The organism is Sulfitobacter sp. SH22 (genome assembly GCF_965641905.1).
Lineage (GTDB): Bacteria > Pseudomonadota > Alphaproteobacteria > Rhodobacterales > Rhodobacteraceae > Sulfitobacter.
This window is the reverse complement of the sequence record NZ_CBFFKI010000002.1, coordinates 1-21471: the sequence shown is the minus strand read 5'-3', so window position 1 is coordinate 21471 and position 21471 is coordinate 1. Positions and strand designations below refer to the sequence as shown.

The 21471-nt window shown below is 57.5% G+C and carries 25 protein-coding genes and 2 pseudogenes; 19 read left to right on the top strand and 8 right to left on the bottom strand.

All coding sequences use genetic code 11. The features are described 5' to 3' along the window. Position 1: 1 nt before the first annotated feature. On the bottom strand, positions 2 to 433 hold the full coding sequence (locus ACSQ13_RS00445; protein WP_295512945.1) for an excisionase family DNA-binding protein: 432 nt from the start codon (positions 431 to 433) through the stop codon (positions 2 to 4). Between the two features lie 169 nt (positions 434 to 602). After that, positions 603 to 1289, bottom strand: a complete 687-nt coding sequence (locus ACSQ13_RS00440; RefSeq protein WP_435988053.1) for an IS6 family transposase — start codon at positions 1287 to 1289, stop codon at positions 603 to 605. On the opposite strand from ACSQ13_RS00440, the gene ACSQ13_RS00435 reads away from it, so the two are divergent. Then, positions 1273 to 1602, top strand: coding sequence for a hypothetical protein (locus tag ACSQ13_RS00435; RefSeq protein ID WP_435988054.1), 330 nt, complete (start codon positions 1273 to 1275; stop codon positions 1600 to 1602). The two genes, ACSQ13_RS00440 and ACSQ13_RS00435, sit on opposite strands and share 17 nt — an antisense overlap. Here ACSQ13_RS00435 and ACSQ13_RS00430 read toward each other — a convergent pair. Both ACSQ13_RS00430 and ACSQ13_RS00425 read right to left on the bottom strand, forming a co-directional pair. Then, the gene (locus ACSQ13_RS00430) at positions 1565 to 2248 is read right to left on the bottom strand and encodes an IS6 family transposase (protein ID WP_435988052.1); all 684 of its coding nucleotides are present in this window, start codon (positions 2246 to 2248) and stop codon (positions 1565 to 1567) included. The two genes, ACSQ13_RS00435 and ACSQ13_RS00430, sit on opposite strands and share 38 nt — an antisense overlap. A gap of 86 nt (positions 2249 to 2334) precedes the next feature. After that, positions 2335 to 3024, bottom strand: a pseudogene (locus tag ACSQ13_RS00425) (IS6 family transposase); the annotation flags it as partial. 97 nt (positions 3025 to 3121) lie between these two features. Here ACSQ13_RS00425 and ACSQ13_RS00420 point away from each other — a divergent pair. From ACSQ13_RS00420 to ACSQ13_RS00350, 15 genes and pseudogenes are all read left to right on the top strand, one after another. Continuing rightward, positions 3122 to 3808, top strand: a complete 687-nt coding sequence (locus ACSQ13_RS00420; protein WP_435988053.1) for an IS6 family transposase — start codon at positions 3122 to 3124, stop codon at positions 3806 to 3808. Positions 3809 to 3947: 139 nt separating this feature from the next. Continuing rightward, positions 3948 to 4097: a hypothetical protein gene (locus ACSQ13_RS00415; RefSeq protein WP_295509720.1), complete on the top strand. Its 150-nt coding sequence runs from the start codon at positions 3948 to 3950 to the stop codon at positions 4095 to 4097. Between the two features lie 88 nt (positions 4098 to 4185). After that, positions 4186 to 5052: a helix-turn-helix transcriptional regulator gene (locus ACSQ13_RS00410; protein ID WP_295509681.1), complete on the top strand. Its 867-nt coding sequence runs from the start codon at positions 4186 to 4188 to the stop codon at positions 5050 to 5052. A 106-nt stretch (positions 5053 to 5158) separates the two neighbouring features. Continuing rightward, positions 5159 to 8098 carry a xanthine dehydrogenase family protein molybdopterin-binding subunit gene (locus ACSQ13_RS00405; protein ID WP_295509684.1) on the top strand — a complete coding sequence of 980 codons (2940 nt, stop codon included), beginning with the start codon at positions 5159 to 5161 and terminating at the stop codon, positions 8096 to 8098. Next, positions 8095 to 8919, top strand: coding sequence for an FAD binding domain-containing protein (locus ACSQ13_RS00400; RefSeq protein WP_295509686.1), 825 nt, complete (start codon positions 8095 to 8097; stop codon positions 8917 to 8919). Before ACSQ13_RS00405 ends, ACSQ13_RS00400 begins: the two co-directional genes overlap by 4 nt. Next, complete coding sequence (locus ACSQ13_RS00395) at positions 8907 to 9416, top strand: (2Fe-2S)-binding protein (RefSeq protein WP_295509688.1); 510 nt, start codon at positions 8907 to 8909, stop codon at positions 9414 to 9416. Before ACSQ13_RS00400 ends, ACSQ13_RS00395 begins: the two co-directional genes overlap by 13 nt. After that, positions 9409 to 10953 carry an AMP-binding protein gene (locus tag ACSQ13_RS00390; protein ID WP_295509690.1) on the top strand — a complete coding sequence of 515 codons (1545 nt, stop codon included), beginning with the start codon at positions 9409 to 9411 and terminating at the stop codon, positions 10951 to 10953. Before ACSQ13_RS00395 ends, ACSQ13_RS00390 begins: the two co-directional genes overlap by 8 nt. Positions 10954 to 10970: 17 nt before the next feature. Then, positions 10971 to 11771 (top strand): enoyl-CoA hydratase/isomerase family protein, encoded by an 801-nt coding sequence (locus ACSQ13_RS00385; RefSeq protein WP_295509692.1) that lies wholly within the window; start codon positions 10971 to 10973, stop codon positions 11769 to 11771. Between the two features lie 34 nt (positions 11772 to 11805). Further along, entirely contained in the window at positions 11806 to 12972 is a 1167-nt protein-coding gene (locus ACSQ13_RS00380) for an ABC transporter substrate-binding protein (RefSeq protein ID WP_295509695.1), read from the top strand. Between the two features lie 7 nt (positions 12973 to 12979). Further along, the gene (locus tag ACSQ13_RS00375; RefSeq protein ID WP_295509697.1) at positions 12980 to 13873 is read left to right on the top strand and encodes a branched-chain amino acid ABC transporter permease; all 894 of its coding nucleotides are present in this window, start codon (positions 12980 to 12982) and stop codon (positions 13871 to 13873) included. Then, entirely contained in the window at positions 13866 to 14888 is a 1023-nt protein-coding gene (locus ACSQ13_RS00370; RefSeq protein WP_295509699.1) for a branched-chain amino acid ABC transporter permease, read from the top strand. Before ACSQ13_RS00375 ends, ACSQ13_RS00370 begins: the two co-directional genes overlap by 8 nt. Continuing rightward, a complete protein-coding gene (locus ACSQ13_RS00365; protein ID WP_295509702.1) occupies positions 14885 to 15625 on the top strand; it encodes an ABC transporter ATP-binding protein in 741 nt (246 codons plus the stop codon). The genes ACSQ13_RS00370 and ACSQ13_RS00365 overlap by 4 nt, the downstream gene beginning before the upstream one ends. A 5-nt stretch (positions 15626 to 15630) precedes the next feature. Next, a complete protein-coding gene (locus tag ACSQ13_RS00360; RefSeq protein ID WP_295509704.1) occupies positions 15631 to 16329 on the top strand; it encodes an ABC transporter ATP-binding protein in 699 nt (232 codons plus the stop codon). A 35-nt stretch (positions 16330 to 16364) separates the two neighbouring features. Beyond that, a pseudogene (locus tag ACSQ13_RS00355) lies at positions 16365 to 16742 on the top strand (alpha/beta fold hydrolase). A gap of 6 nt (positions 16743 to 16748) precedes the next feature. After that, positions 16749 to 17102, top strand: a complete 354-nt coding sequence (locus tag ACSQ13_RS00350) for an alpha/beta fold hydrolase (protein ID WP_295509707.1) — start codon at positions 16749 to 16751, stop codon at positions 17100 to 17102. A 243-nt stretch (positions 17103 to 17345) separates the two neighbouring features. On the opposite strand, the gene ACSQ13_RS00345 is transcribed toward ACSQ13_RS00350, so the two are convergent. After that, positions 17346 to 17978, bottom strand: coding sequence for a tyrosine-type recombinase/integrase (locus ACSQ13_RS00345; protein ID WP_295509717.1), 633 nt, complete (start codon positions 17976 to 17978; stop codon positions 17346 to 17348). A 359-nt stretch (positions 17979 to 18337) separates the two neighbouring features. Between ACSQ13_RS00345 and ACSQ13_RS00340 the strand changes: the two genes are divergently transcribed. The 3 genes from ACSQ13_RS00340 to ACSQ13_RS00330 all read left to right on the top strand — a co-directional run bounded on the left by ACSQ13_RS00340 (position 18338) and on the right by ACSQ13_RS00330 (position 20287). Next, a complete protein-coding gene (locus tag ACSQ13_RS00340; protein WP_295509710.1) occupies positions 18338 to 19006 on the top strand; it encodes a DUF2306 domain-containing protein in 669 nt (222 codons plus the stop codon). Between the two features lie 243 nt (positions 19007 to 19249). Then, positions 19250 to 19933: an IS6 family transposase gene (locus ACSQ13_RS00335; protein ID WP_435988052.1), complete on the top strand. Its 684-nt coding sequence runs from the start codon at positions 19250 to 19252 to the stop codon at positions 19931 to 19933. Between the two features lie 57 nt (positions 19934 to 19990). After that, positions 19991 to 20287: a GNAT family N-acetyltransferase gene (locus tag ACSQ13_RS00330; RefSeq protein WP_367268373.1), complete on the top strand. Its 297-nt coding sequence runs from the start codon at positions 19991 to 19993 to the stop codon at positions 20285 to 20287. A 7-nt stretch (positions 20288 to 20294) separates the two neighbouring features. Here ACSQ13_RS00330 and ACSQ13_RS00325 read toward each other — a convergent pair whose 3' ends face one another. The 3 genes from ACSQ13_RS00325 to ACSQ13_RS00315 form a co-directional block, all read right to left on the bottom strand. Continuing rightward, entirely contained in the window at positions 20295 to 20501 is a 207-nt protein-coding gene (locus ACSQ13_RS00325; protein ID WP_295512867.1) for a hypothetical protein, read from the bottom strand. A 152-nt stretch (positions 20502 to 20653) separates the two neighbouring features. Then, positions 20654 to 21151, bottom strand: a complete 498-nt coding sequence (locus ACSQ13_RS00320) for a GNAT family N-acetyltransferase (protein ID WP_295512868.1) — start codon at positions 21149 to 21151, stop codon at positions 20654 to 20656. 34 nt (positions 21152 to 21185) lie between these two features. Then, the coding region (locus tag ACSQ13_RS00315; protein WP_435988051.1) for a sugar phosphate isomerase/epimerase family protein at positions 21186 to 21471 on the bottom strand (286 nt) is incomplete at its 5' end.

Here is a 21471-nt window from a genome sequence, read left to right as displayed (position 1 = left end):
GTTACTCCAAATCCTCTGCGATGTCCTGCATCTCTGCCATCGCTGTCCGCCGCCCAGCCGTACGATTGGCCTTGTAAGTGAGCACATTTTTGAGCGCGACACGTCGATGCGTCCCGACCATTTCACAGCTCAGCGCGCCTTGATCTATGAGCTTGATCAGAAAGGGGCGGGATACGTTCAGAAGGTCTGCTGCTTCTTGCGTGGTCAGTTGTCGCGACAGCGGGACCAGTGTCACGGTTTCACCACGTGCAACGATGCTGAACAGGTCGCTCATCAGATCGACCAGCGAGGGTGACAGCTTGGTGTCGCCAATCGTCAGGGACCCGTCAGCGTCACGGCTGGTTTCAATGGCCATCATCGCACCAGCGGCGCTGTCCACCTCTTCTGCTGTGGGAAGTCTTTCTCCAAAATCGGCGAGTGAAGTTACGTTCATCGCTCCCATCCTTTCCTTGGTTGGCGCTGTTGATCGCGCTTGATACCTATATTGTCTCGAATGCCTTCCAGATCAATCGAAATATTCGAAACAATCGAAACAATAGCATTGAAAGCGGTTCTGTCGCAAATTTTCTTGACGATTGAAGGCGGCCGTTGTGCGGACGCAATTATGCTGCGAGCGCCCCAAACTGCTGGAATGCGGTGAGGCCGATGGCGTCGAGTTGCCCCTTTCGGATCATGTGTGCAGTCTCGATCCCAGCCAGTGTGGCGTCGGCTGAATGGAAGGCCTTGAAGCCAAGCATGGGGCGCGTGATCCGTTTTATGAAACGGTGGTCCTGTTCCACGATGTTATTGAGGTACTTGACCTGGAGGAACTTGATCGTGCTCCCAGAGCCTGTGAACTTCAAGATGACGTTGACGCTTTCCAGACCCGCCAGATTGGCGCCACTCTTGTCGATAACGACCCGATCCGGTACGCTATTGGTGCCAATTGCCCGCTTGAAAAACCGCCGGGCTGCTGCCTTGTTGCGGCGCTCGGAGAGCATGAAATCAAGGGTTTTGCCTGTATTGTCGACGGCTCGGTAATAATAGGTCCACCGTCCCTTAACCTTGATATAGGTTTCATCCATGCGCCAAGATACGGCGGTCGGCCGCTTTCGCGCTTGGGCATTCGCGGCGATCATCGGCGAGAATTTGACCACCCAACGGTTCAATGTTGCATGGTCAACTTCAGCCCCACGCTCCTCCATGATTTCTTCCAGGTCGCGATAGGAAACGCCATATCGCACATAGAAATACACCGCGTACAGGATCACGCTTTTAGGATAATGGGCTCCCTTGAAATCAACCGACATCCAATACACCCCGCTGCTTGCTTGTTTGAGAACCATGTCGCAAAATCAGCCAACAAACGAAAGACCGCAAAAGTTTGCGACAGAACCCGTCCGCATCATTCTCAGCGCCGCTGCGCGGCGTGAAAACCAGCCATTTGAGCATGTCGCAGCGAGATTTATTTCCCAAATTTACAGGTCGCGGGACAAGGACGAAACCGCTCTCGCGGTATTGGCGCTTGTGGTGGTTCTGTCGCAAATTTTGTTGGAGTTTGAGTGCGGGCATCGCCCGGACATAACTATGCTGCGAGCGCAGCAAACTGCTGAAATGCGGTGAGGCCGTTGGCATGGAGCTGCCCCTTTCGGATCATATGCGTGGTCTCGATCCCAGCCAAGGTCGCCTCGGCAGAATGGAAGGCCTTGAAGCCAAGCATTGGGCCCGTGATCCGCTTTATGAAGCGATGATCTTGTTCGATGATGTTGTTGAGGTATTTAACCTGCAGTATCTTGATGGTGTTGCATGAGCCCGTGAACTTCAGGATCACATTGACGCTTTGCAGACCCGCCAGATTAGCGCCGCTTTTGTCGATGACAACACGGTCAGGCACGCCGTTCGTGCCAATCGCGCGCTTGAAAAACCGACGGGCCGCAGCCTTGTCGCGGCGCTCAGACAGCATGAAATCAAGGGTTTTTCCTGTCTTGTCGACCGCTCGGTAATAGTAGGTCCATTTGCCCTTAACCTTGATGTAGGTTTCGTCCATGCGCCAAGATTCAGCCGTTGGCTTCTTGCGGGATTGCGCTTGTGCCGCCAGCAGCGGCGCAAACTTAACCACCCAACGGTTCAGCGTCCCATGATCAACATCAACGCCACGCTCCTCCATGATCTCCTCGAGCTCGCGGTAGGAACCAGGGTAGCGCAGATAGAAGAACACGGCGTACAAGATCGCTTCCTTTGGGAAATGTACGCCCTTGAAGTCAACCATCGCTCCGCCCCTATCGTCCGCCACCTCTGCCGCAAAATTACTGCTGCATCACGTGATCCGGCGAAAGTCAAAAAAGTTTGCGACAGAACCCCATCCCAGAAGCCTTGGGCCTGTGTTCGTGTGCGGCGGTAGTCAGCGGCGGAAAGACGGTGGCGTTTCGGACGAAAGAGAACGGCAGTTTGATCGTGGACGGACAGGAACATCTGGGCTTGTCTTGCAGATTTGAACCTGCCGAATATCTTCTCCCGTCGACGTGTATGCCGATGCGACGCCTCGCTGCGATTGTTCAATCCCTTGTGTGATCTGTGATCGACACTAGGGCAAAGCTCGCGCGTGGCAACGCCATAACTGCGCAGTTTGTCCGTCACGATGACTCGAGGTGTCCCCCACCGCTTCATGAGTTTCCGCAGAAACCGCTTGGCGGCTTTAGCGTTTCGGCGTGATTGCACAAGGATCTCGAGCGTGTCTCCACTGCCATCGATCGCGCGCCAGAGCCAGTGCTTCTTCCCGCGGATCGTGATCATAACTTCGTCCAGATGCCACTTGTCAGCGGGCTTCGCTCGATCACGTCGGATCTTGGCAGCAATCTGTGTTCCAAATTTAGCCACCCAAACTCGGATCGTCTCGTAACTCACCGTGGTGCCGCGTTCTGCCAGAAGATCCTCGACGTCCCGCAGGCTGAGGGCGAAGCGGTGATAGGCCCAAACGGCATAGCCAATGACCGAGCGTGGAAAACGATAGCCCTTCAAGGCCGACGAGGGGACAGAAAATATCATCAGCCAGCGGGGTTCTGTCGCAAACTTTTGCGGTCTTTCGTTTGTTGGCTGATTTTGCGACATGGTTCTCAAACAAGCAAGCAGCGGGGTGTATTGGATGTCGGTTGATTTCAAGGGAGCCCATTATCCTAAAAGCGTGATCCTGTACGCGGTGTATTTCTATGTGCGATATGGCGTTTCCTATCGCGACCTGGAAGAAATCATGGAGGAGCGTGGGGCTGAAGTTGACCATGCAACATTGAACCGTTGGGTGGTCAAATTCTCGCCGATGATCGCCGCGAATGCCCAAGCGCGAAAGCGGCCGACCGCCGTATCTTGGCGCATGGATGAAACCTATATCAAGGTTAAGGGACGGTGGACCTATTATTACCGAGCCGTCGACAATACAGGCAAAACCCTTGATTTCATGCTCTCCGAGCGCCGCAACAAGGCAGCAGCCCGGCGGTTTTTCAAGCGGGCAATTGGCACCAATAGCGTACCGGATCGGGTCGTTATCGACAAGAGTGGCGCCAATCTGGCGGGTCTGGAAAGCGTCAACGTCATCTTGAAGTTCACAGGCTCTGGGAGCACGATCAAGTTCCTCCAGGTCAAGTACCTCAATAACATCGTGGAACAGGACCACCGTTTCATAAAACGGATCACGCGCCCCATGCTTGGCTTCAAGGCCTTCCATTCAGCCGACGCCACACTGGCTGGGATCGAGACTGCACACATGATCCGAAAGGGGCAACTCGACGCCATCGGCCTCACCGCATTCCAGCAGTTTGGGGCGCTCGCAGCATAATTGCGTCCGCACAACGGCCGCCTTCAATCGTCAAGAAAATTTGCGACAGAACCCAATATCGCGAGCTCCGCGCAGCCAGCCAGGGCTCCGATATCTGAGGTCTACGCCCTGTCAGGCTGCACTCCAGTCAACGCAACCGGTGACATTTCTGAATGGCGTTTACAGCTTTGCGGATTGCATCCACCCGCTGCATCCCTTGGCCGACAAGCACATCAACCTGCCGCAACTTCTGAACTATTTCCTCGAGCTTGTGCCGCTTGTTTGCCATCCTTCGTCCTCCGTATTCTAAACATAACGGTGGGCCAAATCAGATGGGGCATTCCAGCCTTACATCATTACTAGTATCTATTGTCTGTCTGTAATGCTAGATTATGCCGATGTCGGAAGCCCTGCGCATACGTTCTGGTAGTTTTGGCCGTGTCGCACTTCTGGATATGGATCGCAATCTTGTGCGGCACGCTCATCCCCACTGCCATGTCCTTTTGAAAGTCGATGGTGCTGACACGCAGTTTCTTGTCCGCGAGACTGTAGCGCACCTCACGGATGAAAGCGCTGTTTTGGTGAATGCCTGGACGCCGCATGCCTATGTTCATAAGCCGGACCGGCCGCATTGTCTAATCCTTGCCCTCTATATTGAACCGATCTGGCTGGCAGAGTTCCGAAAGAACTGGGCCTCGTCCGGCGATACCGGGTTCTTCGCATCCGCCACAGGTGCCATAACGCTAAAAATCCGCAAATTGTCGATGGCGCTGGCCACGTCCATGATCCATGCGCCGACGGATGTCGTAGAGCACGAGAAATTGCTCGGTGACCTGATGATCGCTGTGATCGAACGCTTTACAGAATGGCGCAGTGTCGGGGCGGGACTGCGCGAGGCGGCGCGCGTGCAATCGGTGGACTGGCGCGTACGAAAAGCCATAGCCATGATCCGACGCGAACCGGGCGAGGTCGACAATATCGAGCGACTGGCGGCAGAGGCAGGCATGAGCCGCGCCAATTTCTTCCGTGTGTTCGAAGCCTCGACCGGCGTAAGCCCGCGCGTCTTTCTGAATGTTGTGCGACTGGAACAGGCCATTTTCGGCACAGTCAATAGCGATATGAGTTTCGGCCAAATGTCCGATAAGCTCGGCTTTTCCACCCAAGCGCACTTTACCCGCTTCTTCCGCGACCACGCCGGCGTTGCGCCCAGCCAGTTTCGGTCCATCGCCCGGATCGGGGATATAGGCGAAGCCTTCCATCTTTGAGACTCTAGGGTAAATTCTGCGATGCCGCGGTATCGATTTACAGCCGGATTGTAGTCCATCGTCCCTGATAAGAGCTTGAATACGCTCATCAGGGAGGCTGCCATTAATGGCATTTGATACAAAGACAGCGGACGTGGAAGAGCGCATCGAGGATGGCGCGCTCCTGTCTGGATCGGCACAATTCATTGATGACCTGCCCTTTGCCGTAGGCACGTTGCACGCCGCTATTCTGCGCTCTCCTCATGCCCATGCCAGCATTGTCTCGATAGATAGTAGTCGCGCCCGCGCCTTGCCCGGTGTGGCTGCCGTAATCGACGGCACCGCCCTGGCCAAGGTGTCGGAACCGCTGATGGTCGGCGTCAAAATTCCGATCAAGTGCTGGCCGATGGCTGTGGATCGCGCGCGATATGTCGGGGAACCGGTGGTGGTTGTGCTGGCCGAAGACCGTTATGTTGCCGAAGATGCGCTTGACCTGATCGAGGTGACCTACACCCCGTTACCGCCGGTGATCGACCCTGAGGCCGCCTTGGACATGAACGCGTATGTCCTGCACGAAGAACTTGAAAACAACCTCGGTTCGGAACGCACATTCCGCTATGGTGACCCAGAATCCGCCCGCGAGGCTGCTCCACGCTGCATCGCGGTCAAGGTCCGCTATCCCCGCAATTCCTGCACGCCGATGGAAACCTACGGGGTTCTGGCCGAATACGATCCGCACGGTACCGGATATGACATTCAGGCGAACTTCCAGGGTCCGTTTTCGATTCATCCCGTAATCGCGCGTGCGCTGAAGGTTCCTGGAAGCAAGCTGCGACTGCGCACCCCGCCGAATTCCGGCGGCAGTTTCGGGGTCAAGCAGGGAGTATTCCCCTATATCGTTCTGATGGCTGCCTGCGCCCGCATCGCGGCCCGCCCCGTGAAGTGGATCGAAGACCGTCTTGAGCACCTTACCGCGTCGGTGTCTGCGACCAACCGCGTCGTCGAACTGCAAGCCGCCGTCGAGCCGGACGGCCGCGTGACGGCTCTGTTCTGGGATCAGATCGAAGATGTCGGAGCCTATCTGCGTGCCCCTGAACCGGCAACGCTCTACCGGATGCACGGTAATCTTTGCGGTGCTTACGACATTGCGAACCTTTCGGTTCGAAACCGGATCGTGATGACCAACAAGACGCCAACTGGCCTCAACCGGGGTTTTGGAGGGCCGCAGATCTACTACGCGCTGGAACGGCTAATGCAGAGGATCGCCCACGAACTGGAACTTGATCCGCTTGACGTCATACGCCGCAACCTGATTAGTTCTTTTCCCTACCGGACAGCCAGCGGAACCACGTATGACTCGGGCGATTATGTCCGCGCCTTCGATGTTGCACTGAATGACGGCCGTTATGGCGAGCTGTTGTCTCGACGTGATCTGGCGCGCGCCGCGGGGCGGATCTATGGCATCGGCCTGACTGCCGCAGTCGAGCCGTCTGTTTCGAACATGGGCTATCTTTCCACGGCGCTGACGCCGGCGCAGCGCGCCAAATCTGGCCCGAAAAACGGCGCGCATGCTGCAGCTACGATCTCGCTGGATCCAGTGGGATCTGTGACTGTGCAAATAGACAGCGTGCCGCAAGGACAGGGGCACCAGACGGTAGCGGCGAAACTGGTGAGCGGTGTTCTGGGACTTCGCTCCAAAGATGTCAGGGTTGTTGCCGAATTTGATACCGCCAAGGATGCCTGGTCCATCGCCGCCGGCAACTATTCCAGCCGGTTTGCAGCCTCCACTCTTTCGGCAGTGCAACTTGCCGCCGACAGACTGCGCCATCGCCTCGCGCGGATCGCTGCGGGGCAACTGAACGGCCGGCCGGAAGATATCGTCTTTGCCGGAGGGCGCGTACATCTGAATGGCAACCCTGAAGCCAGCATATCCTTTGCGCGTATCGCCTCGGCCAGCCATTGGGCTCCGGGAACGCTGCCCGACGATATGGACCCCGTAGTTCGTGAAACAGCGATCTGGTCGCCCGGAGAATTGGCGGCACCTACTGGCGAGGATGGGATCAACTCCTCGCTGTGTCATTCCTTTATCTTTGATTTCTGTGGTGTAGAGATCGACGCGGTCTCCGGTCAGGTTCGGGTCGACCGTTATGTTACTATGCATGACTGTGGGCGCGTTCTGCATGCCGGCATGGTCGAAGGACAAATTCGCGGCGCTTTCGCGCAGGCGATCGGCGCATCTCTGTTCGAAGAGTTCGCCTACGGTCCGGACGGCGCCTTTCTGGCAGGCACCTTCGCGGATTATCCGGTGCCGACCGTTCTGGAAATCCCGACCTTGGATATCCTGCATATCGAAACGCCGTCGCCGCTGACGCTGACCGGTGCCAAAGGTGTCGGAGAGGGCAACTGCATGTCGACGCCGGTCTGCGTAGCCAATGCCGTCGCCGACGCACTGGCGCCGAAGTGTGGCGCGGTCGACCTTGTCCTGCCGCTGACGCCCGCGCGTATTGCCGAATTTCTGGACGCCGAACCTGCAGCACCGGAAGGCTACCAACCCGCCGCACCTACGACAGGCAAGGGCCTGACGGGGCGGGGCAGAGCCAAGGTGTCCGCGTCGCCACAGGCAATCTGGGATCTGTTGATGGACCCGGAACAACTTGCAGCGATTATTCCAGGGGCCCACGGCGTCACCCGGCCTAGCGAAGATCGGTTCAGCGCCGATGTGACCCTTGGTGTTGGCCCGGTAAAGGGCCGCTACAAGATCGATGTCGCGCTCAGCGAGCTTGATCCGCCAAGCTCCGCCCTCTTGACGGGGCGTGCCGCCGGTGCGCTTGGCATGGGTGAGGGAACGGGACGCGTCAGTTTGACCGTGCTGCCTGATGGCGGAACCGAGATCGCCTATGAATACGAAGCCCGTGTCGGTGGCAAGGTCGCCTCCGTGGGCGGTCGCCTGCTGGATGGTGCGGCGCGCATCGTGCTCGGGCAGTTCTTTACGGCCCTAGGTCGTCGGGCCGGTGGCCAGCGGAGTCTTTTTGCACGTCTGTTCGTATGGATCGGAGATGGTAAATGAAACCTGCTCCCTTTGACTATTTGCGGGCTGGCACGGTTCAGGAGGCACAGGCAGCGCTGGCTGCCGAAGGCGAAGGCGCCCGGGTCATCGCCGGTGGCCAGTCGCTGGTCGCAATGCTGAACATGCGCCTTGCGCGGCCGACCCTGCTTGTGGACGTAATGCATGTGGCGGGCGGTGCCGAGATACGAGTTGAGCGCGGTCAACTGGTCGTGCCCTTCGCCGTGCGTCAAGCGTCTCTTTTAAATCGACAGGATCTCCTGTCGGAAGTGCCCTTGCTGGCCGCCGCTCTGCCGTGGGTCGGTCACGTCCAAACACGGGCACGGGGTACGGTTTGCGGCTCTGTCGCGCATGCTGATCCGTCTGCGGAAATCGCTTTGGCTCTGGTGGCCCTCGACGGCACGGTACATCTGCGCGGGCGCCGTGCGCGCCGCCTTCCCGCTGCCGAATTTTTCACTGGTATGATGCAGACGGCCGCCAGACCGGACGAGATGATCGAAGCGGTCAGCTTCCCGCTCTCCCAAGAAGGCACCGGACACGCGTTCAACGAGGTAGGCATACGCCACGGCGATTTTGCCATTGTTTCCGTTGCCGCAATCGCCACCGGCGACCGACTACGGCTAGCCATCGGCGGCGTCAACGACACGCCGCTGGTGCGCGATTGGTCCTCGCTGGATGAGCGGCAGGTCGACGACGCGCTCAACGATCTCGCTTGGTCGCTCGATGCCCGCAACGATCTCCACGCCACCGCCCGCTACCGCCGGGATCTTGTGCGGCGACTGGGGCGCAAAACCATAACGGAGGCCCGCCAATGCGCCGCCTGATTGCTGACCAAACGCATGCCATCAGTCTGAAACTGAATGGAAAACCGGTACATGCAGAGGCGGAGCCCCGCATGCTGCTGTCCGATTTTATTCGCCACGTTCTTGGCGCCAAGGGCACCCATGTTGGCTGTGAACACGGCGTCTGCGGAGCGTGTACGGTGCGCATGGACGGCGGCCTCGCCCGTAGCTGCCTGACACTGGCAGTGCAGGCCGACGGAGCCGAAATCGAAACCGTGGAACATCTGGCACCAGAGCCAGGCTCCCTGTCCGTCCTGCAAAATTCATTTCGCCGTCATCATGCACTGCAATGCGGGTTTTGCACGGCGGGTATCCTAATGTCTCTCGACACACTGTTGCGCGGTCATCCTGAGGCTGGCGAAACCGAAATCCGCGACGCGCTTGCCGGCCATCTGTGTCGCTGTACCGGATACGAGCCGATTGTCACTGCCGCGATGGAAGCGGCTAAAATTCTGCAAAAGGAGCGTTTGAATGCTTGATCTCGGCAGATCATTTCTGGCCTCTGTGGCCCGTGACCCGAATGCAGTTGCGCTGGTTGATGGCGACCTTCAATTGACCTACGCCGAATGGCTGCCGCGTGTCGCGGCTCTGGCCGATGGATTGCACCGCGTGGGTCTGAAAAAGGGCGATCGGTTGGTCACGGCCCTGCAAAACACCGTAGACGCGGCAACGCTACACTGGGCCTGCCAGTTTGCGGGCGTGGTCATCGTTCCGATCAACTGGCGTGTGACACCGGATGAACTTGATTTCGTGCTGGATGACGCAGAAGGCACGGCGCTAGTTTTCGACGCCTCCAGCGAAGACGCTGTCAAAGGTTCGCTCAGGGCTCCGGGAATGCCGTGGATTTCTGTTGGAGCCAACTGCGCGGACGCAACCGATATCGCCGAATTGTACCAGGCTCAGGCCGACGCGACGCCCGCGGCCGGACCGGACGACCTGTCTCTGATGTTCTACACCTCCGGTACCACGGCGAAGCCAAAGGGCGTGCCGCGAAGGCACCGAACCGAACGCGCTGCAGCGTTGGCGCATGTGGCACAGAACCTAATGCCGCAGGGTGAGCGCACGCTAGGCGTCATGCCTCTCTATCATACGATGGGTGTGCGGTCGCTGCTGGCTGTGATGTTGCTGGGAGGACGCTTTGTCTGCCTGCCGCGTTTTCATGTGAAAACTGCGCTTCGATTGATAGAGGATCACGCTATTTCAAGCCTTTATCTGGTTCCGACGCTCTATCACGATATGCTGGCGCATGAAGATTTCGCAACGACTGACATCTCCTCGGTCCGCAGGCTGGGCTTTGCCGGCGCGTCGATGACTGACGGACTGTTGCGCCGTCTGAACGTCGCTTTCAAGCCAGACCTGTTCGTCAACCACTATGGTTCTTCAGAAGTTTACACGTTTTCAATCAACCAGAATGCAACTCTCAAACAGGGCTCTGCCGGACGCGCCGGTTTGAATCAGCATCTGCGTATAGTGACCGTCGGCAGCGGCGACCCGAGGGCCGAGGTGAGCGCAGGCCAAGAAGGCGAGATCATCGCAACCCTGGCAGGGGATGAGGCCTTTGAAGGATACTGGCGCCGGCCCGAGTCAGACGCCAAGGCGCTGCGCGACGGATGGTATTTCACAGGTGACCTGGGCCGTATGGATGCGGACGGCGACCTGTTCGTGACCGGCCGTGTGGATGACATGATCATATCGGGCGGGGAGAACGTCAGCCCGGTCGAGGTTGAAAGCTGCCTGTCCTTACTGCCAGGCGTCAGCGAATGTGCGGTTGTCGGGATGCCGGATGAACGTTGGGGCAATGTCGTAACCGCCTTCGTGCGCCGCTCCGGCCCGATAACGCCTGATGAAATCGACAGTCACTGCCGGAATTCGGGGCTTGCCGGATACAAGCGACCCCGCCGCATCGTCTTTGTCACCGATCTGCCGAAATCGCCGGTCGGTAAGCTGCTGCGCCGCGTTCTGGCGACCGGCAAATACAACCCCGAAACCACTGACGCCTCTGGTGTCGAGAAATAGCCTTTCAGGAGAAAATAATGACCGACACTTCAACAGACTCCCGCCTAAGCGACCTTGACGGGTTCCGGGTCGAGATTGACCCGGAACGCCAACGCGGCGACATCATTCTGTCTCGCCCGCCGATGAACGTCATTTCGATGGGGCAGCGGGACGAGCTTCGGGTGGCTTTCGAGGAACTGGATGCGGACGATCGGGTCCGGGTTATTGTCCTGCGCGCCGAGGGGGACAATTTCTCGTCGGGCGGTTACATCAGAGGTTTCCTTGATGCCTCGCCCGAGCATGTCAGCCATCTTGCGGACAATATCGCCGCGCCCTGGCGCTGCGCGAAACCTGTGATTGCGGCCAATCAGGGCTACACGTTCGGCGTCGGCTTTGAAATTTCGCTGGCATGCGACTTCCGGATTGCCACGCCCGGCACGCGCTATGCCCTGCCGGAACAGAAGCTCGGCCAGATTCCTGGCTCTGGCGGGTCCGCCCGCCTGATGGGCCTGATCGGCCTTGCCCGCACCAAAGACGTCGTCATGCGCTCGCGCCGGATATCCGGCGAGCAGGCGCGCGACTGGGGCATTGTCGTCGACTGCGTGGCAGTTGACCAACTGGTCGCAGCGACCGACGCGCTGGTTGCAGAGCTGGTGGTGTTTTCGCCGCTGGCGCAACGCACGGCCAAGAAACTTCTGAACGACAGCGAGAATGCGACTGTCGCCACAGGAATTGAGTTGGAGGGCCACTGTTATAGCCGCCTGCGCCAATCCGAAGATTTCGCAGAAGGCGTTCTCGCTTTTCACGAAAAACGCAGCCCAGCATTCCGCGGATGCTGAATGAAACACCTAAAAACTTCTGGGAGGAAACCTGATGAAACATAACCTTTTAACGACGACAACAATAGCGATGCTGCTGGCGTCCAGCGCCTACGCGCAGGAAACTATCAAGATCGGTGTGCTTACGCCTCTGTCCGGCACCTATGCCGGCATCGGTCAGCAGGTCCGCTGGGGCATAGACCAGTCGGTGGAAGAGATCAACGCTGCCGGCGGGATCGCTGGTCGTCAGATCGAACTTGTCTATGAGGACAGTGAGGCAAATCCCGCCGTTGCCGTCACCAAGGCAGAGAAACTGTTCACGGTCGACAACGTTGACTTCTTAACCGGTACCGTCAATTCCGGAGCCACGCTGGCTGTGGGCCAAGTCGCTGATCGGGCCGACAAGCTGATCGCGACGACCGTGTCGTTTTCAGATGCGATCACCGGTTCCGGTTGTTCACCGAACGTCTTTCGAGTCAACGCCCGCGCGGGCCAGCAATCGGAGGCGCTTGCGGCATGGCTAAAGCAGGAAAAACCGGGAGCAAAAGTCTATTACCTTGGTCCGGACTATGAAATGGGCCGCTCCACCGTCGCCGCGTTCAAAGAGAGAGCCGAAAGTGTCGGTGCGACATCGACCGGCGAGGTTTTTGCTCCGCTCGACTCAAAGGACTATTCGCAGTATTTCGGTCAGTTGCGTGCGGCACGTCCCGATGTCCTCTATACATCGGTCGCCGGCAATGACACCGTGCGTCTGTTCACACAAATGAACGATTTCGGCGTTAGCGAAGGCCTCACCATCCTTGGTGCATCGGGTACCGTGACAGCGCAGAACATCAATGCGATCGGTGCTGCGGCCGAAGGGTTCATTACCGGCGTTGGGTATTCCGTGCTTATCGACTCCCCGGAGAATAAAGCCTTTACCGAGGCATTCCGCGAGAGGAACGGTGCTGATCCGGACCTGTACGGTGCCGACAGCTATGGTTTGCTGTTCGCCTACAAGGCGGCTGTCGAAGCTGCGGGTGCAACAGACACCGACTCGGTCCGCGCCGCGCTGGAAGGTCTGTCCTGGGAAACGCCGCAAGGCACCAAGACCATTCGGGCAGGCGACCATCAGGCGATACAGCCGATGTATGTCGTTGAAGTAAAGAACGGCCAGTTCACCATCGCAAGAAGTATCGCCGGCGAAGATGCCATCGGTCCTGACACCTGCGACAAATTCTGAGCGCCCTATGCCCGATCTGATCTCATATCTCCAATTCGTGCTGGCACCACAGATGCTTAATGGCCTTGCGTTGGGGGTCTCGGTGATCCTTGTGGCACTTGGACTGACGATTATCTTTGGGCTTCTGGACGTAATTAACATGTCCCACGGCGAGTTCTACGCCGTGGGAGCCTTCGGTGCGCTGGCGCTTTCCGCCCTGGGTTTCAACTACTGGGTGCTGATCGCGCTGGTCCCGATCCTAATGATCCCAATCGGGGTGCTGACGGAACGCTTTCTGATCCGCCGGGTCTATGATGGCGGGGACAGGCATGTGTCGACCCTGCTGCTGACCTTCGGTCTGGGCATGATTGCCGAAGACCTTCTGAAGATCGTATTCGGCCCCAACACGCATCGCCCCGAAAACCCGTTGCCAGGTGCCACGGAGGTTTTGGGTGTTTTCATCCCTACCTACAGGCTGTTTCTTATTGCAATCGGTGCCGTGGTGATCGTTGCGGTGGCGCTGGTAGTCTATCGTACCCGTCTGGGCGCGATGGTCCGCGCCGCAGCCTTTGATCGCAATATGGCGGCTTCGCTGGGCGTCCGTGTCGGTTGGGTCTATTCAGGCGCTTTTGCCTTTGGCGTGGCCCTGGCCGGTCTGGCAGGGGTTTTGCTGGCACCGATCTATTCGGTCTTCCCGACAATGGGTCATGACTTCATCCTGATGGCCTTTACCGTCGTTATCGTCGGCGGCATGGGATCGATCTGGGGTGCAGTAATCGCTGGGGTCCTGCTGACGCAGGTCCAGGCCATTTCAAGCTTGGTCATTTCGCCCGTCTGGGCCGATCCGATTGTCTTCGGCGTCATGGTCCTTGTTCTTATGTTCCGCCCGCAGGGCATATTCGGGAGGATCGGTCATGCATGATCGTCTAGATATATCCATGCGCGCAAACCACGTGTTCTTTGGGATTCTGGTTATTGTGGCGCTTGTTTTCGCAGCTTTCGCCAGCTTCAGCGGCGACGTTTTCTATCTGCGCCTTGCGACCGAGGCGCTGATCCTTGGGGGTCTGGCGCTATCGATCGACATCCTTCTAGGGTTCACCGGTCTTCTGTCTCTTGGGCAGGCGCTCTATTTCGGTATCGGGGCATATGTCTCAGCGCTTGTACTGCGCGAGGAGCCGTCGTTCTGGCTCGCCATGGGCGCAGCGGGCGTCTGCGTCCTGCTGGCCGGTATTGTCGGCGGGCTTATCGCCAACCGTGTGCGCGGCGTCTATTTCGCGCTGATAACCTTTGGCATGGCGCAGGTCGTCGCCAAGGTTGTCTATAACAGTCGGGAACTGGGAGCCTCAGATGGCCTAATTGGCATTCCCGTGATCGAAATTCCGCTCGGCTTAATCACTCTGTCAGCAGGCGATCCACTGGGGTTCTTCCTGCTTACGCTGGTGATCATAACGCTGCTCTATTCCGTGTCGGCTTACCTGCTGGGGACGCCGTTCGGCCGGATCATCATTGCGCTGAAAGCCAATGAAAAGCGCGTGCCTTATCTGGGGTATTCGACATGGGCTGCCAGAATGGCCGCCTATGTGCTTGCGGCTGTAATCGCCGGGCTTGCCGGCGCGCTCTATCCGATGCTGCGCGGGTTCGTCTCGCCGGAACTGCTGTTCTTCGCGACATCGGGCGATGCGCTGATCATGGTGATCGTCGGCGGTGCCGGCACTCTGGCCGGCGCGATTTGGGGCGCAGTGATCCTGACCATGCTGAAGTCCGTTATCGGAAGTTGGACAGAACACCACCTGATCGTGATTGGCCTGATCTTTATGAGTGCGATCCTGTTCATGCCCAAGGGCATAGTTGGCATGTTGAAGCCTTTCGTCGAACGCAACCTGTTGCGCAACAGCGCAAGGCAACCCAAGCCTGAGCCGGAAAGGACGGCGCTATGACCGATATCATGCAAGTGGAGGGTCTGTGCATTGCCTTTGGTGGGCTTAAGGCCGTTGACGGCGTCAGTTTTACTGCCGAACGCAATAAAATCACCACGGTGATCGGCCCGAACGGTGCAGGCAAAACTACGTTGTTCAACCTGATTTCCGGCGCTCTTAAACCGAGTGGCGGGCGCGTTATCATCAAAGGCAAAGATGTGACCGGGAAGGGGCCTGCGGCCCTGCAGGAGGCCGGCCTGGCCCGGTCTTTCCAGATCACTAACCTGTTCTTCGAGATGACCGTCCGGGAAAACCTGCGCCTTGCCGCCCAGCGTCTGGAGCCGCTCGGGCAGGCCTTGCTGCCTCTGCGCAGACACGGTCGCGCGGCGGACAAGGTCACCGCACTGATCGAGCGGTTCGGTTTTGCGGAAAAGGCGCATGAAATTGTCGCGGCTCTCAGCCACGGGGAACAACGGCGGCTGGAGATCGCGATGTGTCTGGCTTCTGAACCCCAGGTCCTGATGCTCGACGAACCGACCCAGGGGATGAGCCACGGCGACACCGAGGATACGGCGCAGTTGATCCGCAGTCTGACTGACGAAGTAACGATTCTGCTGATCGAGCATGACATCGGCCTGGTGATGTCCCTGTCGGACCACGTGGTGGTCATGCATCAGGGCCGCAAGCTGGCCGAAGGCATACCGGCAGAGGTTCGCGCCGACAGTGCGGTCCAGGCTGCCTATTTTGGACACGGGTGAGAGATATGCTTAAAATTGATCAATTGCATGCACATTACGGACTTGCCCATGTCTTGCAAGGTGTCAGCCTCACGGCAGATGCCGGCGAGGTTATCGGCCTGTTCGGACGCAACGGCGTCGGGAAGACGACGTTTTTCAAAACCATCGCCGGGTGGCTGCGCCCGACAGACGGTTCCGTCACGCTGGATGGCGAGACGTTGACCGGGCATTCGCCCGATGCCATAAATCGTGCGGGCGTGGCCATAGTTCCCGAGGATCGCCGAATCTTCCCCGGCCTGTCCGTCGAGGAAAATCTGGTGCTTGGCCTGATGGGCCGCAAGGGCGGCAGCAGTAAGTCGCATCTAGACACGGTTTATGACCGGTTTCCCCGCCTTGCGGAGCGCCGCAAACAGGCCGGAAACACCCTGTCTGGCGGCGAGCAGCAGATGCTGGCGATGGCTCGTGTCATGGTGGCCGAACCGCGTGTCGTCCTGATCGACGAGCCCTCGGAAGGCTTGGCACCGATGATCGTTGCCGAGGTTTTCGCCATCATCCGCGAAATGCGCGAAGCCGGAACCATCGTCCTGCTGGTGGAGCAAAACGTCCACGAGGCGATTTCGCTTTGCGACAGATTCATGGTGCTGGAACGCGGTCAGGCGATCCTGACGGGCGAGGGCGACGATGATGACGACCGCAAGCGCCTGATCGACGTTCTGGCGGTATAGATATCAAGGTGCGGTTCAAATCTGCAAAAACTCGGATGGTCCGGACGGCGCGCGGCTCTTTGGAGGTTGCCGAGTTCGGGCAGGGCGCGCCGGTGGTCCTGTTGCACCATGGATTCGGAACGTGGGCCTCTTTGATCCGGCTTGGCGAACGGTTGGCTGATAATGGCCGGAGGGTCATTGCCTACTCGCGCGCCGGATGCGGCAAAAGCCCGGCGCGTTCCGGCTTCGGGCCAGGCTAGCTACATTATGAGGGAGCATTTGCGCTGCCGGCTTTGCTGGATGCGCTCGGGATCGACAAAGTTGATCTGCTGGGACATTCGGACGGCGCGACCATAGCTTTGATAGCCGCCGCATATCATCCCGACCGTGTGGATCGCGTCATTGCAATCGCCCCGCATGTTTTCGTGGAGTAACGCTCCGTGGATGGCGTTCGCGCGCTTGCCTCCCGCGACGCGACGCCTGAATTTCTGACGCGTCTTGCGAACAGGCACATTGATCTTGATGCTGCATACAGGCCCTGGCGCGATCTGTGGCTGTCCGAAAGCTTTCGGTCATGGTCTATTGAACCGCTCTTGAGGGATATTCGGGCTCCACTGTTGTTGCTGCAAGGAACAGCGGATGAATTTGGCACTGAAGAACAAGTCAAACGCATCGTTGCCGCCGGTTCCGGTTCTGCGTCAAGCAGGATGCTGGAGGGATTGGGCCACAGTCCTCATTTACAGCAGCCAGATATGGTATTCGGCATAATTGCCGACCATCTGGGGCTGGATTGACCGTGCAATGTCCGTCGGCAGAGTTCTTGGGTCGAATGGGCGGCGTCAGGGGAAACTTGATGCCGTTGGCTTAATAACTGGGCAGATGGCGCTGTCAGTGGAGGCTTGGTTGAGGAGGGCGGGTCAGTCGGTTACAGTGCAATGTAGCTCCGTCTGCTTCGGGCTCGATTCAAACCACCGTTGCGGCGCGAACGTAGGTCCGGTCTGAATTGGCGAACGGCAAGTACCGCCCGCCAACATGGTTCAAATGTCGATTTGCTCGGCGATGCTCAGCGCATCTTCAAGTTCGACGCCAAGATATCTGACTGTGCAGTCAACCTTGGTATGTCCGAGCAGAAGTTGAACCGCTCTGAGATTTCCGGTTTTTCGGTATATCTCCGTTGCTTTGGTCCGGCGCAGCGAATGTGTGCCGTATCCACTAGGTTCCAGCCCTATCGCCGCCACCCAATCTCGCACAAGCCGTCCATATTGGCGTGTTGAGATGTGCGGGCGGTGGTGAAATCGGCTGGGAAATATGAAACGGCAGCCGATCATTTCCGGCGACTTGACCCACGAGGCAATCGTATCGCGCGTGTTTTCAGAGAGTTCGAACTGAACGGGCAGCTTGGTTTTGCTCTGGATCACAGACACGCGTTCGCGAACGCGATCATCCCTCACCAAGTCGGTGACGGCCAGTTTCACCAAATCGCATCCGCGAAGTTTGCTATCAATTGCCACATTGAACAGCGCAAGATCGCGCAGGTTGCCCGCCAATTCGAGACGCGCGCGGATCGCCCAGACCTGTTTCGGCAGGAGCGGTCGTTTCTGGCCGATGATTCGGCCTTTGTTCCAGGCTTTGCGTTTCGGGGTGACAGCTGGAAGTTGGACTCTTGGCATGATTTGCCCTCCGGTCCACCCTCCATCCCCAGACATCAGCACCGCGCTGACGATGTCATCGTACAAGCGGAGTGAATGCCTGCTCTCGGAAGTCAGCCGAGAACACCATTTCTGCCGATGCATTCGGCGGCAGTGAGCCCACTTTGCCGTTTTCTGTGGCGCAGCGAATGTCGGGTTCAGAGAAAATGACAAATTGGCCCTCGAAATTCCGGCCCAGGCCGGACCTTGATGAAAGGCGGGACTAACGGCAACTTGAGACCAAAATGCTGATTTGCACGCACCTTGCTATCAGTTCTGTGTGAAAAACGTCTATTCCCATAAAGTTGCTTAAACCTTTCATACGCTGTCTAATGTTGTGTATGAAAAACGTTCTCCAAACGTCGTCGCTTGTCCTTTTGGTGCTGCTAACGCTTCCCTTTGCGATTTATGCCACAAAATTTGCGCAGGGCGGTCTGCTGGATGCCCTGCCCGAGCCGCACTACATACGGTCCGATAATCCTATCGCCAATCTGTCTATTTTTAGCCATATGGCCGCTGGAGCGGCTATTACAGTGCTGGTGCCGCTCCAATTGATCGCTTTATTGCGGCGGCGTTTGCCCGCGCTGCACCGCTGGTCGGGGCGGCTTATCATCATTGCTGCTGTTGCGACCGCGGTGGGTGGGCTCGTCTACATTCCACTGAGGGGCACAATCGGTGGAACGCCCATGAATATCGGTTTTTCACTCTACGGGGTACTGGTTCTGCTGACCGCCATGCAGACAATCCGTTACGCGAGGGCAAGGCGCTTCGCGGATCACTACGCTTGGGCATTGCGTTTTTTCTGGCTGGCTTTGGGTTCTTGGTTCTACCGTGTCCACTATGGCCTTTGGTATCTGGCCACTAACGGTCTATGGTCCAACCCCCAATTCACAGGAGGGTTTGATCTGGTACAAAGCGTGGGGTTCTTTCTGCCTTATCTCATCGGCGCAGAAGTTTACCTGCGCATCAAACAGAACAGTGGACGTCATTCCTTGGCGACGCAGGGTTAAAGTTCACTGTCACAGATACTGTTTCATTGGTAACCCGGACAACAAACCGGCCAAGAAACAGTGTCGGCGCGGGTTGCCTTCACTGGATGAGATCAGCACCGTTTCCCGCAGTCCCTTCACCGGAGCTGCCAGAAATCTGCGACGCGCCGAATGGGTTCTGTCGCAAACTTTTTTGACTTTCGCCGGATCACGTGATGCAGCAGTAATTTTGCGGCAGAGGTGGCGGACGATAGGGGCGGAGCGATGGTTGACTTCAAGGGCGTACATTTCCCAAAGGAAGCGATCTTGTACGCCGTGTTCTTCTATCTGCGCTACCCTGGTTCCTACCGCGAGCTCGAGGAGATCATGGAGGAGCGTGGCGTTGATGTTGATCATGGGACGCTGAACCGTTGGGTGGTTAAGTTTGCGCCGCTGCTGGCGGCACAAGCGCAATCCCGCAAGAAGCCAACGGCTGAATCTTGGCGCATGGACGAAACCTACATCAAGGTTAAGGGCAAATGGACCTACTATTACCGAGCGGTCGACAAGACAGGAAAAACCCTTGATTTCATGCTGTCTGAGCGCCGCGACAAGGCTGCGGCCCGTCGGTTTTTCAAGCGCGCGATTGGCACGAACGGCGTGCCTGACCGTGTTGTCATCGACAAAAGCGGCGCTAATCTGGCGGGTCTGCAAAGCGTCAATGTGATCCTGAAGTTCACGGGCTCATGCAACACCATCAAGATACTGCAGGTTAAATACCTCAACAACATCATCGAACAAGATCATCGCTTCATAAAGCGGATCACGGGCCCAATGCTTGGCTTCAAGGCCTTCCATTCTGCCGAGGCGACCTTGGCTGGGATCGAGACCACGCATATGATCCGAAAGGGGCAGCTCCATGCCAACGGCCTCACCGCATTTCAGCAGTTTGCTGCGCTCGCAGCATAGTTATGTCCGGGCGATGCCCGCACTCAAACTCCAACAAAATTTGCGACAGAACCGCCTATTGGTCATGTTGGTGCGCTTCAGATTGATACGGCCGAGCCGCCCGAATTGACGTGGACGATCTGGGAGGATGCATATGAAGGAAAGGGTTATGCTATTGAAGCCGTAACTGCCTACCTTGCGCATGTCCCCAAGGTTGACTCTTTTGCTGAAATGCTGATCCGCATAGAGAACAAAAATCAACGTTCTCTGCGACTTGCCGATCGCATAGGCGCAACACGAGACGAAATTGCGGTTGCGCCGCATTGGATGCCGACAGCCGTTACGTTGCGCCTCAGAGTTACGAACAATGGGTAGGCTTGCGTCAACGCAACAGTCGATTCTGCTCTTGAGTGTCAGCGATCCAGTTCATCATTTTTTCTCTAGGAGCGCCAAAATATCCCGATGGCCTGTTGGCATCAAAGATATGTTTTTTTGGGTCAAAAACACTTGGCCCCCGCGCCGACTTCTCTTTGATCCAAACAGCAGCGATATTTTGCATTTCGTCGAGTTCAGCAATGTAATCCGCCATAGGGCCCCCCAGCCATAGTTTGTAACACTAGGATGACGATATTTCGGTGTCATATGATTCTGCAAGCGTTGAAGATGAGCATTGAGCGAGCCTTGCTGGTCACCGAGATGTCCTAAAGGCAACCTATGCAGTTTGGTCAAAATCGAATTTCGTCAGAAGTGCCGATAGACGATGTCTGTTGGGTCCGGCTTTGCAGCAGTGTCATCTTGAGTCGCGCCTAAACGCTCAGCTAGTCTGCGCGAGCGTTCATTTTGAGGGTCGACATAACTTACGAGAGAACGAAATGCCCCCGCCTGTTGTGCCCAGTTGCGCAATGCTGTGGCGGCTTCGAAGGCGATGCCTTGTCCTTCGACTTTGGGGAAAACCAGCCAGCCCAGTTCATGTTCTGGGAAAAGTGGCCTGGCATTAATCCCGACCTGTCCAAGGCATAGACCCGTTTGCCGATCTTCAATCATCAGGGCACCGCAGCCGCAAAAATCCCATTGCGCATGATCGGAGCAAAACACTCCCCAAGCGGCTGTGGTCGTAAACGGGCCGCCCATGTATTTTGCGCGCTCGGATTGCATGCAAGTGGCATAAGGCAGCCAATCTTCAAACGTCATTCGACGCAACTTCAGGCGGCTGGTGTGAAGAAGTGGGATCTCTGTCATGTACAATACGTTTCTATTTTTGGATTGGCCCTTCTCAAACTGCCAGACCAAGATCACTCAGGGATTTGAAGCCCTTAGGGATGTCGGCCTTGTTGCGCAGTTCAAGCACCAGATTCGGGGCGCTCTCGATTGTCGCTAGTGCGCGAAAAACGGCAGTCCATTCGATTTCCCCTTCCCCCGGGGCCCAGTGGCGGTCGGCATGGCCATCGACGTCTTGCAGATGGACATGGGCAAGCTGCGCACCGGCATCAGTGATAAAGTCGGCGACGGGCGGGGCACCAGACATGCGACGGGCTAACTGAGCGTGCCCGGTGTCGATG

Bases quoted from the DNA above. Each gene is read 5' to 3' on its own strand.
- ACSQ13_RS00445 (WP_295512945.1), bottom strand. From the start codon at position 433: ATGAACGTAACTTCACTCGCCGATTTTGGAGAAAGACTTCCCACAGCA.
- ACSQ13_RS00440 (WP_435988053.1), bottom strand. From the start codon at position 1,289: ATGTCGGTTGATTTCAAGGGAGCCCATTATCCTAAAAGCGTGATCCTG.
- ACSQ13_RS00430 (WP_435988052.1), bottom strand. From the start codon at position 2,248: ATGGTTGACTTCAAGGGCGTACATTTCCCAAAGGAAGCGATCTTGTAC.
- ACSQ13_RS00420 (WP_435988053.1), top strand. From the start codon at position 3,122: ATGTCGGTTGATTTCAAGGGAGCCCATTATCCTAAAAGCGTGATCCTG.
- ACSQ13_RS00410 (WP_295509681.1), top strand. From the start codon at position 4,186: ATGTCGGAAGCCCTGCGCATACGTTCTGGTAGTTTTGGCCGTGTCGCA.
- ACSQ13_RS00405 (WP_295509684.1), top strand. From the start codon at position 5,159: ATGGCATTTGATACAAAGACAGCGGACGTGGAAGAGCGCATCGAGGAT.
- ACSQ13_RS00400 (WP_295509686.1), top strand. From the start codon at position 8,095: ATGAAACCTGCTCCCTTTGACTATTTGCGGGCTGGCACGGTTCAGGAG.
- ACSQ13_RS00395 (WP_295509688.1), top strand. From the start codon at position 8,907: ATGCGCCGCCTGATTGCTGACCAAACGCATGCCATCAGTCTGAAACTG.
- ACSQ13_RS00390 (WP_295509690.1), top strand. From the start codon at position 9,409: ATGCTTGATCTCGGCAGATCATTTCTGGCCTCTGTGGCCCGTGACCCG.
- ACSQ13_RS00385 (WP_295509692.1), top strand. From the start codon at position 10,971: ATGACCGACACTTCAACAGACTCCCGCCTAAGCGACCTTGACGGGTTC.
- ACSQ13_RS00380 (WP_295509695.1), top strand. From the start codon at position 11,806: ATGAAACATAACCTTTTAACGACGACAACAATAGCGATGCTGCTGGCG.
- ACSQ13_RS00375 (WP_295509697.1), top strand. From the start codon at position 12,980: ATGCCCGATCTGATCTCATATCTCCAATTCGTGCTGGCACCACAGATG.
- ACSQ13_RS00370 (WP_295509699.1), top strand. From the start codon at position 13,866: ATGCATGATCGTCTAGATATATCCATGCGCGCAAACCACGTGTTCTTT.
- ACSQ13_RS00365 (WP_295509702.1), top strand. From the start codon at position 14,885: ATGACCGATATCATGCAAGTGGAGGGTCTGTGCATTGCCTTTGGTGGG.
- ACSQ13_RS00360 (WP_295509704.1), top strand. From the start codon at position 15,631: ATGCTTAAAATTGATCAATTGCATGCACATTACGGACTTGCCCATGTC.
- ACSQ13_RS00345 (WP_295509717.1), bottom strand. From the start codon at position 17,978: ATGCCAAGAGTCCAACTTCCAGCTGTCACCCCGAAACGCAAAGCCTGG.
- ACSQ13_RS00340 (WP_295509710.1), top strand. From the start codon at position 18,338: ATGAAAAACGTTCTCCAAACGTCGTCGCTTGTCCTTTTGGTGCTGCTA.
- ACSQ13_RS00335 (WP_435988052.1), top strand. From the start codon at position 19,250: ATGGTTGACTTCAAGGGCGTACATTTCCCAAAGGAAGCGATCTTGTAC.
- ACSQ13_RS00325 (WP_295512867.1), bottom strand. From the start codon at position 20,501: ATGGCGGATTACATTGCTGAACTCGACGAAATGCAAAATATCGCTGCT.
- ACSQ13_RS00320 (WP_295512868.1), bottom strand. From the start codon at position 21,151: ATGACAGAGATCCCACTTCTTCACACCAGCCGCCTGAAGTTGCGTCGA.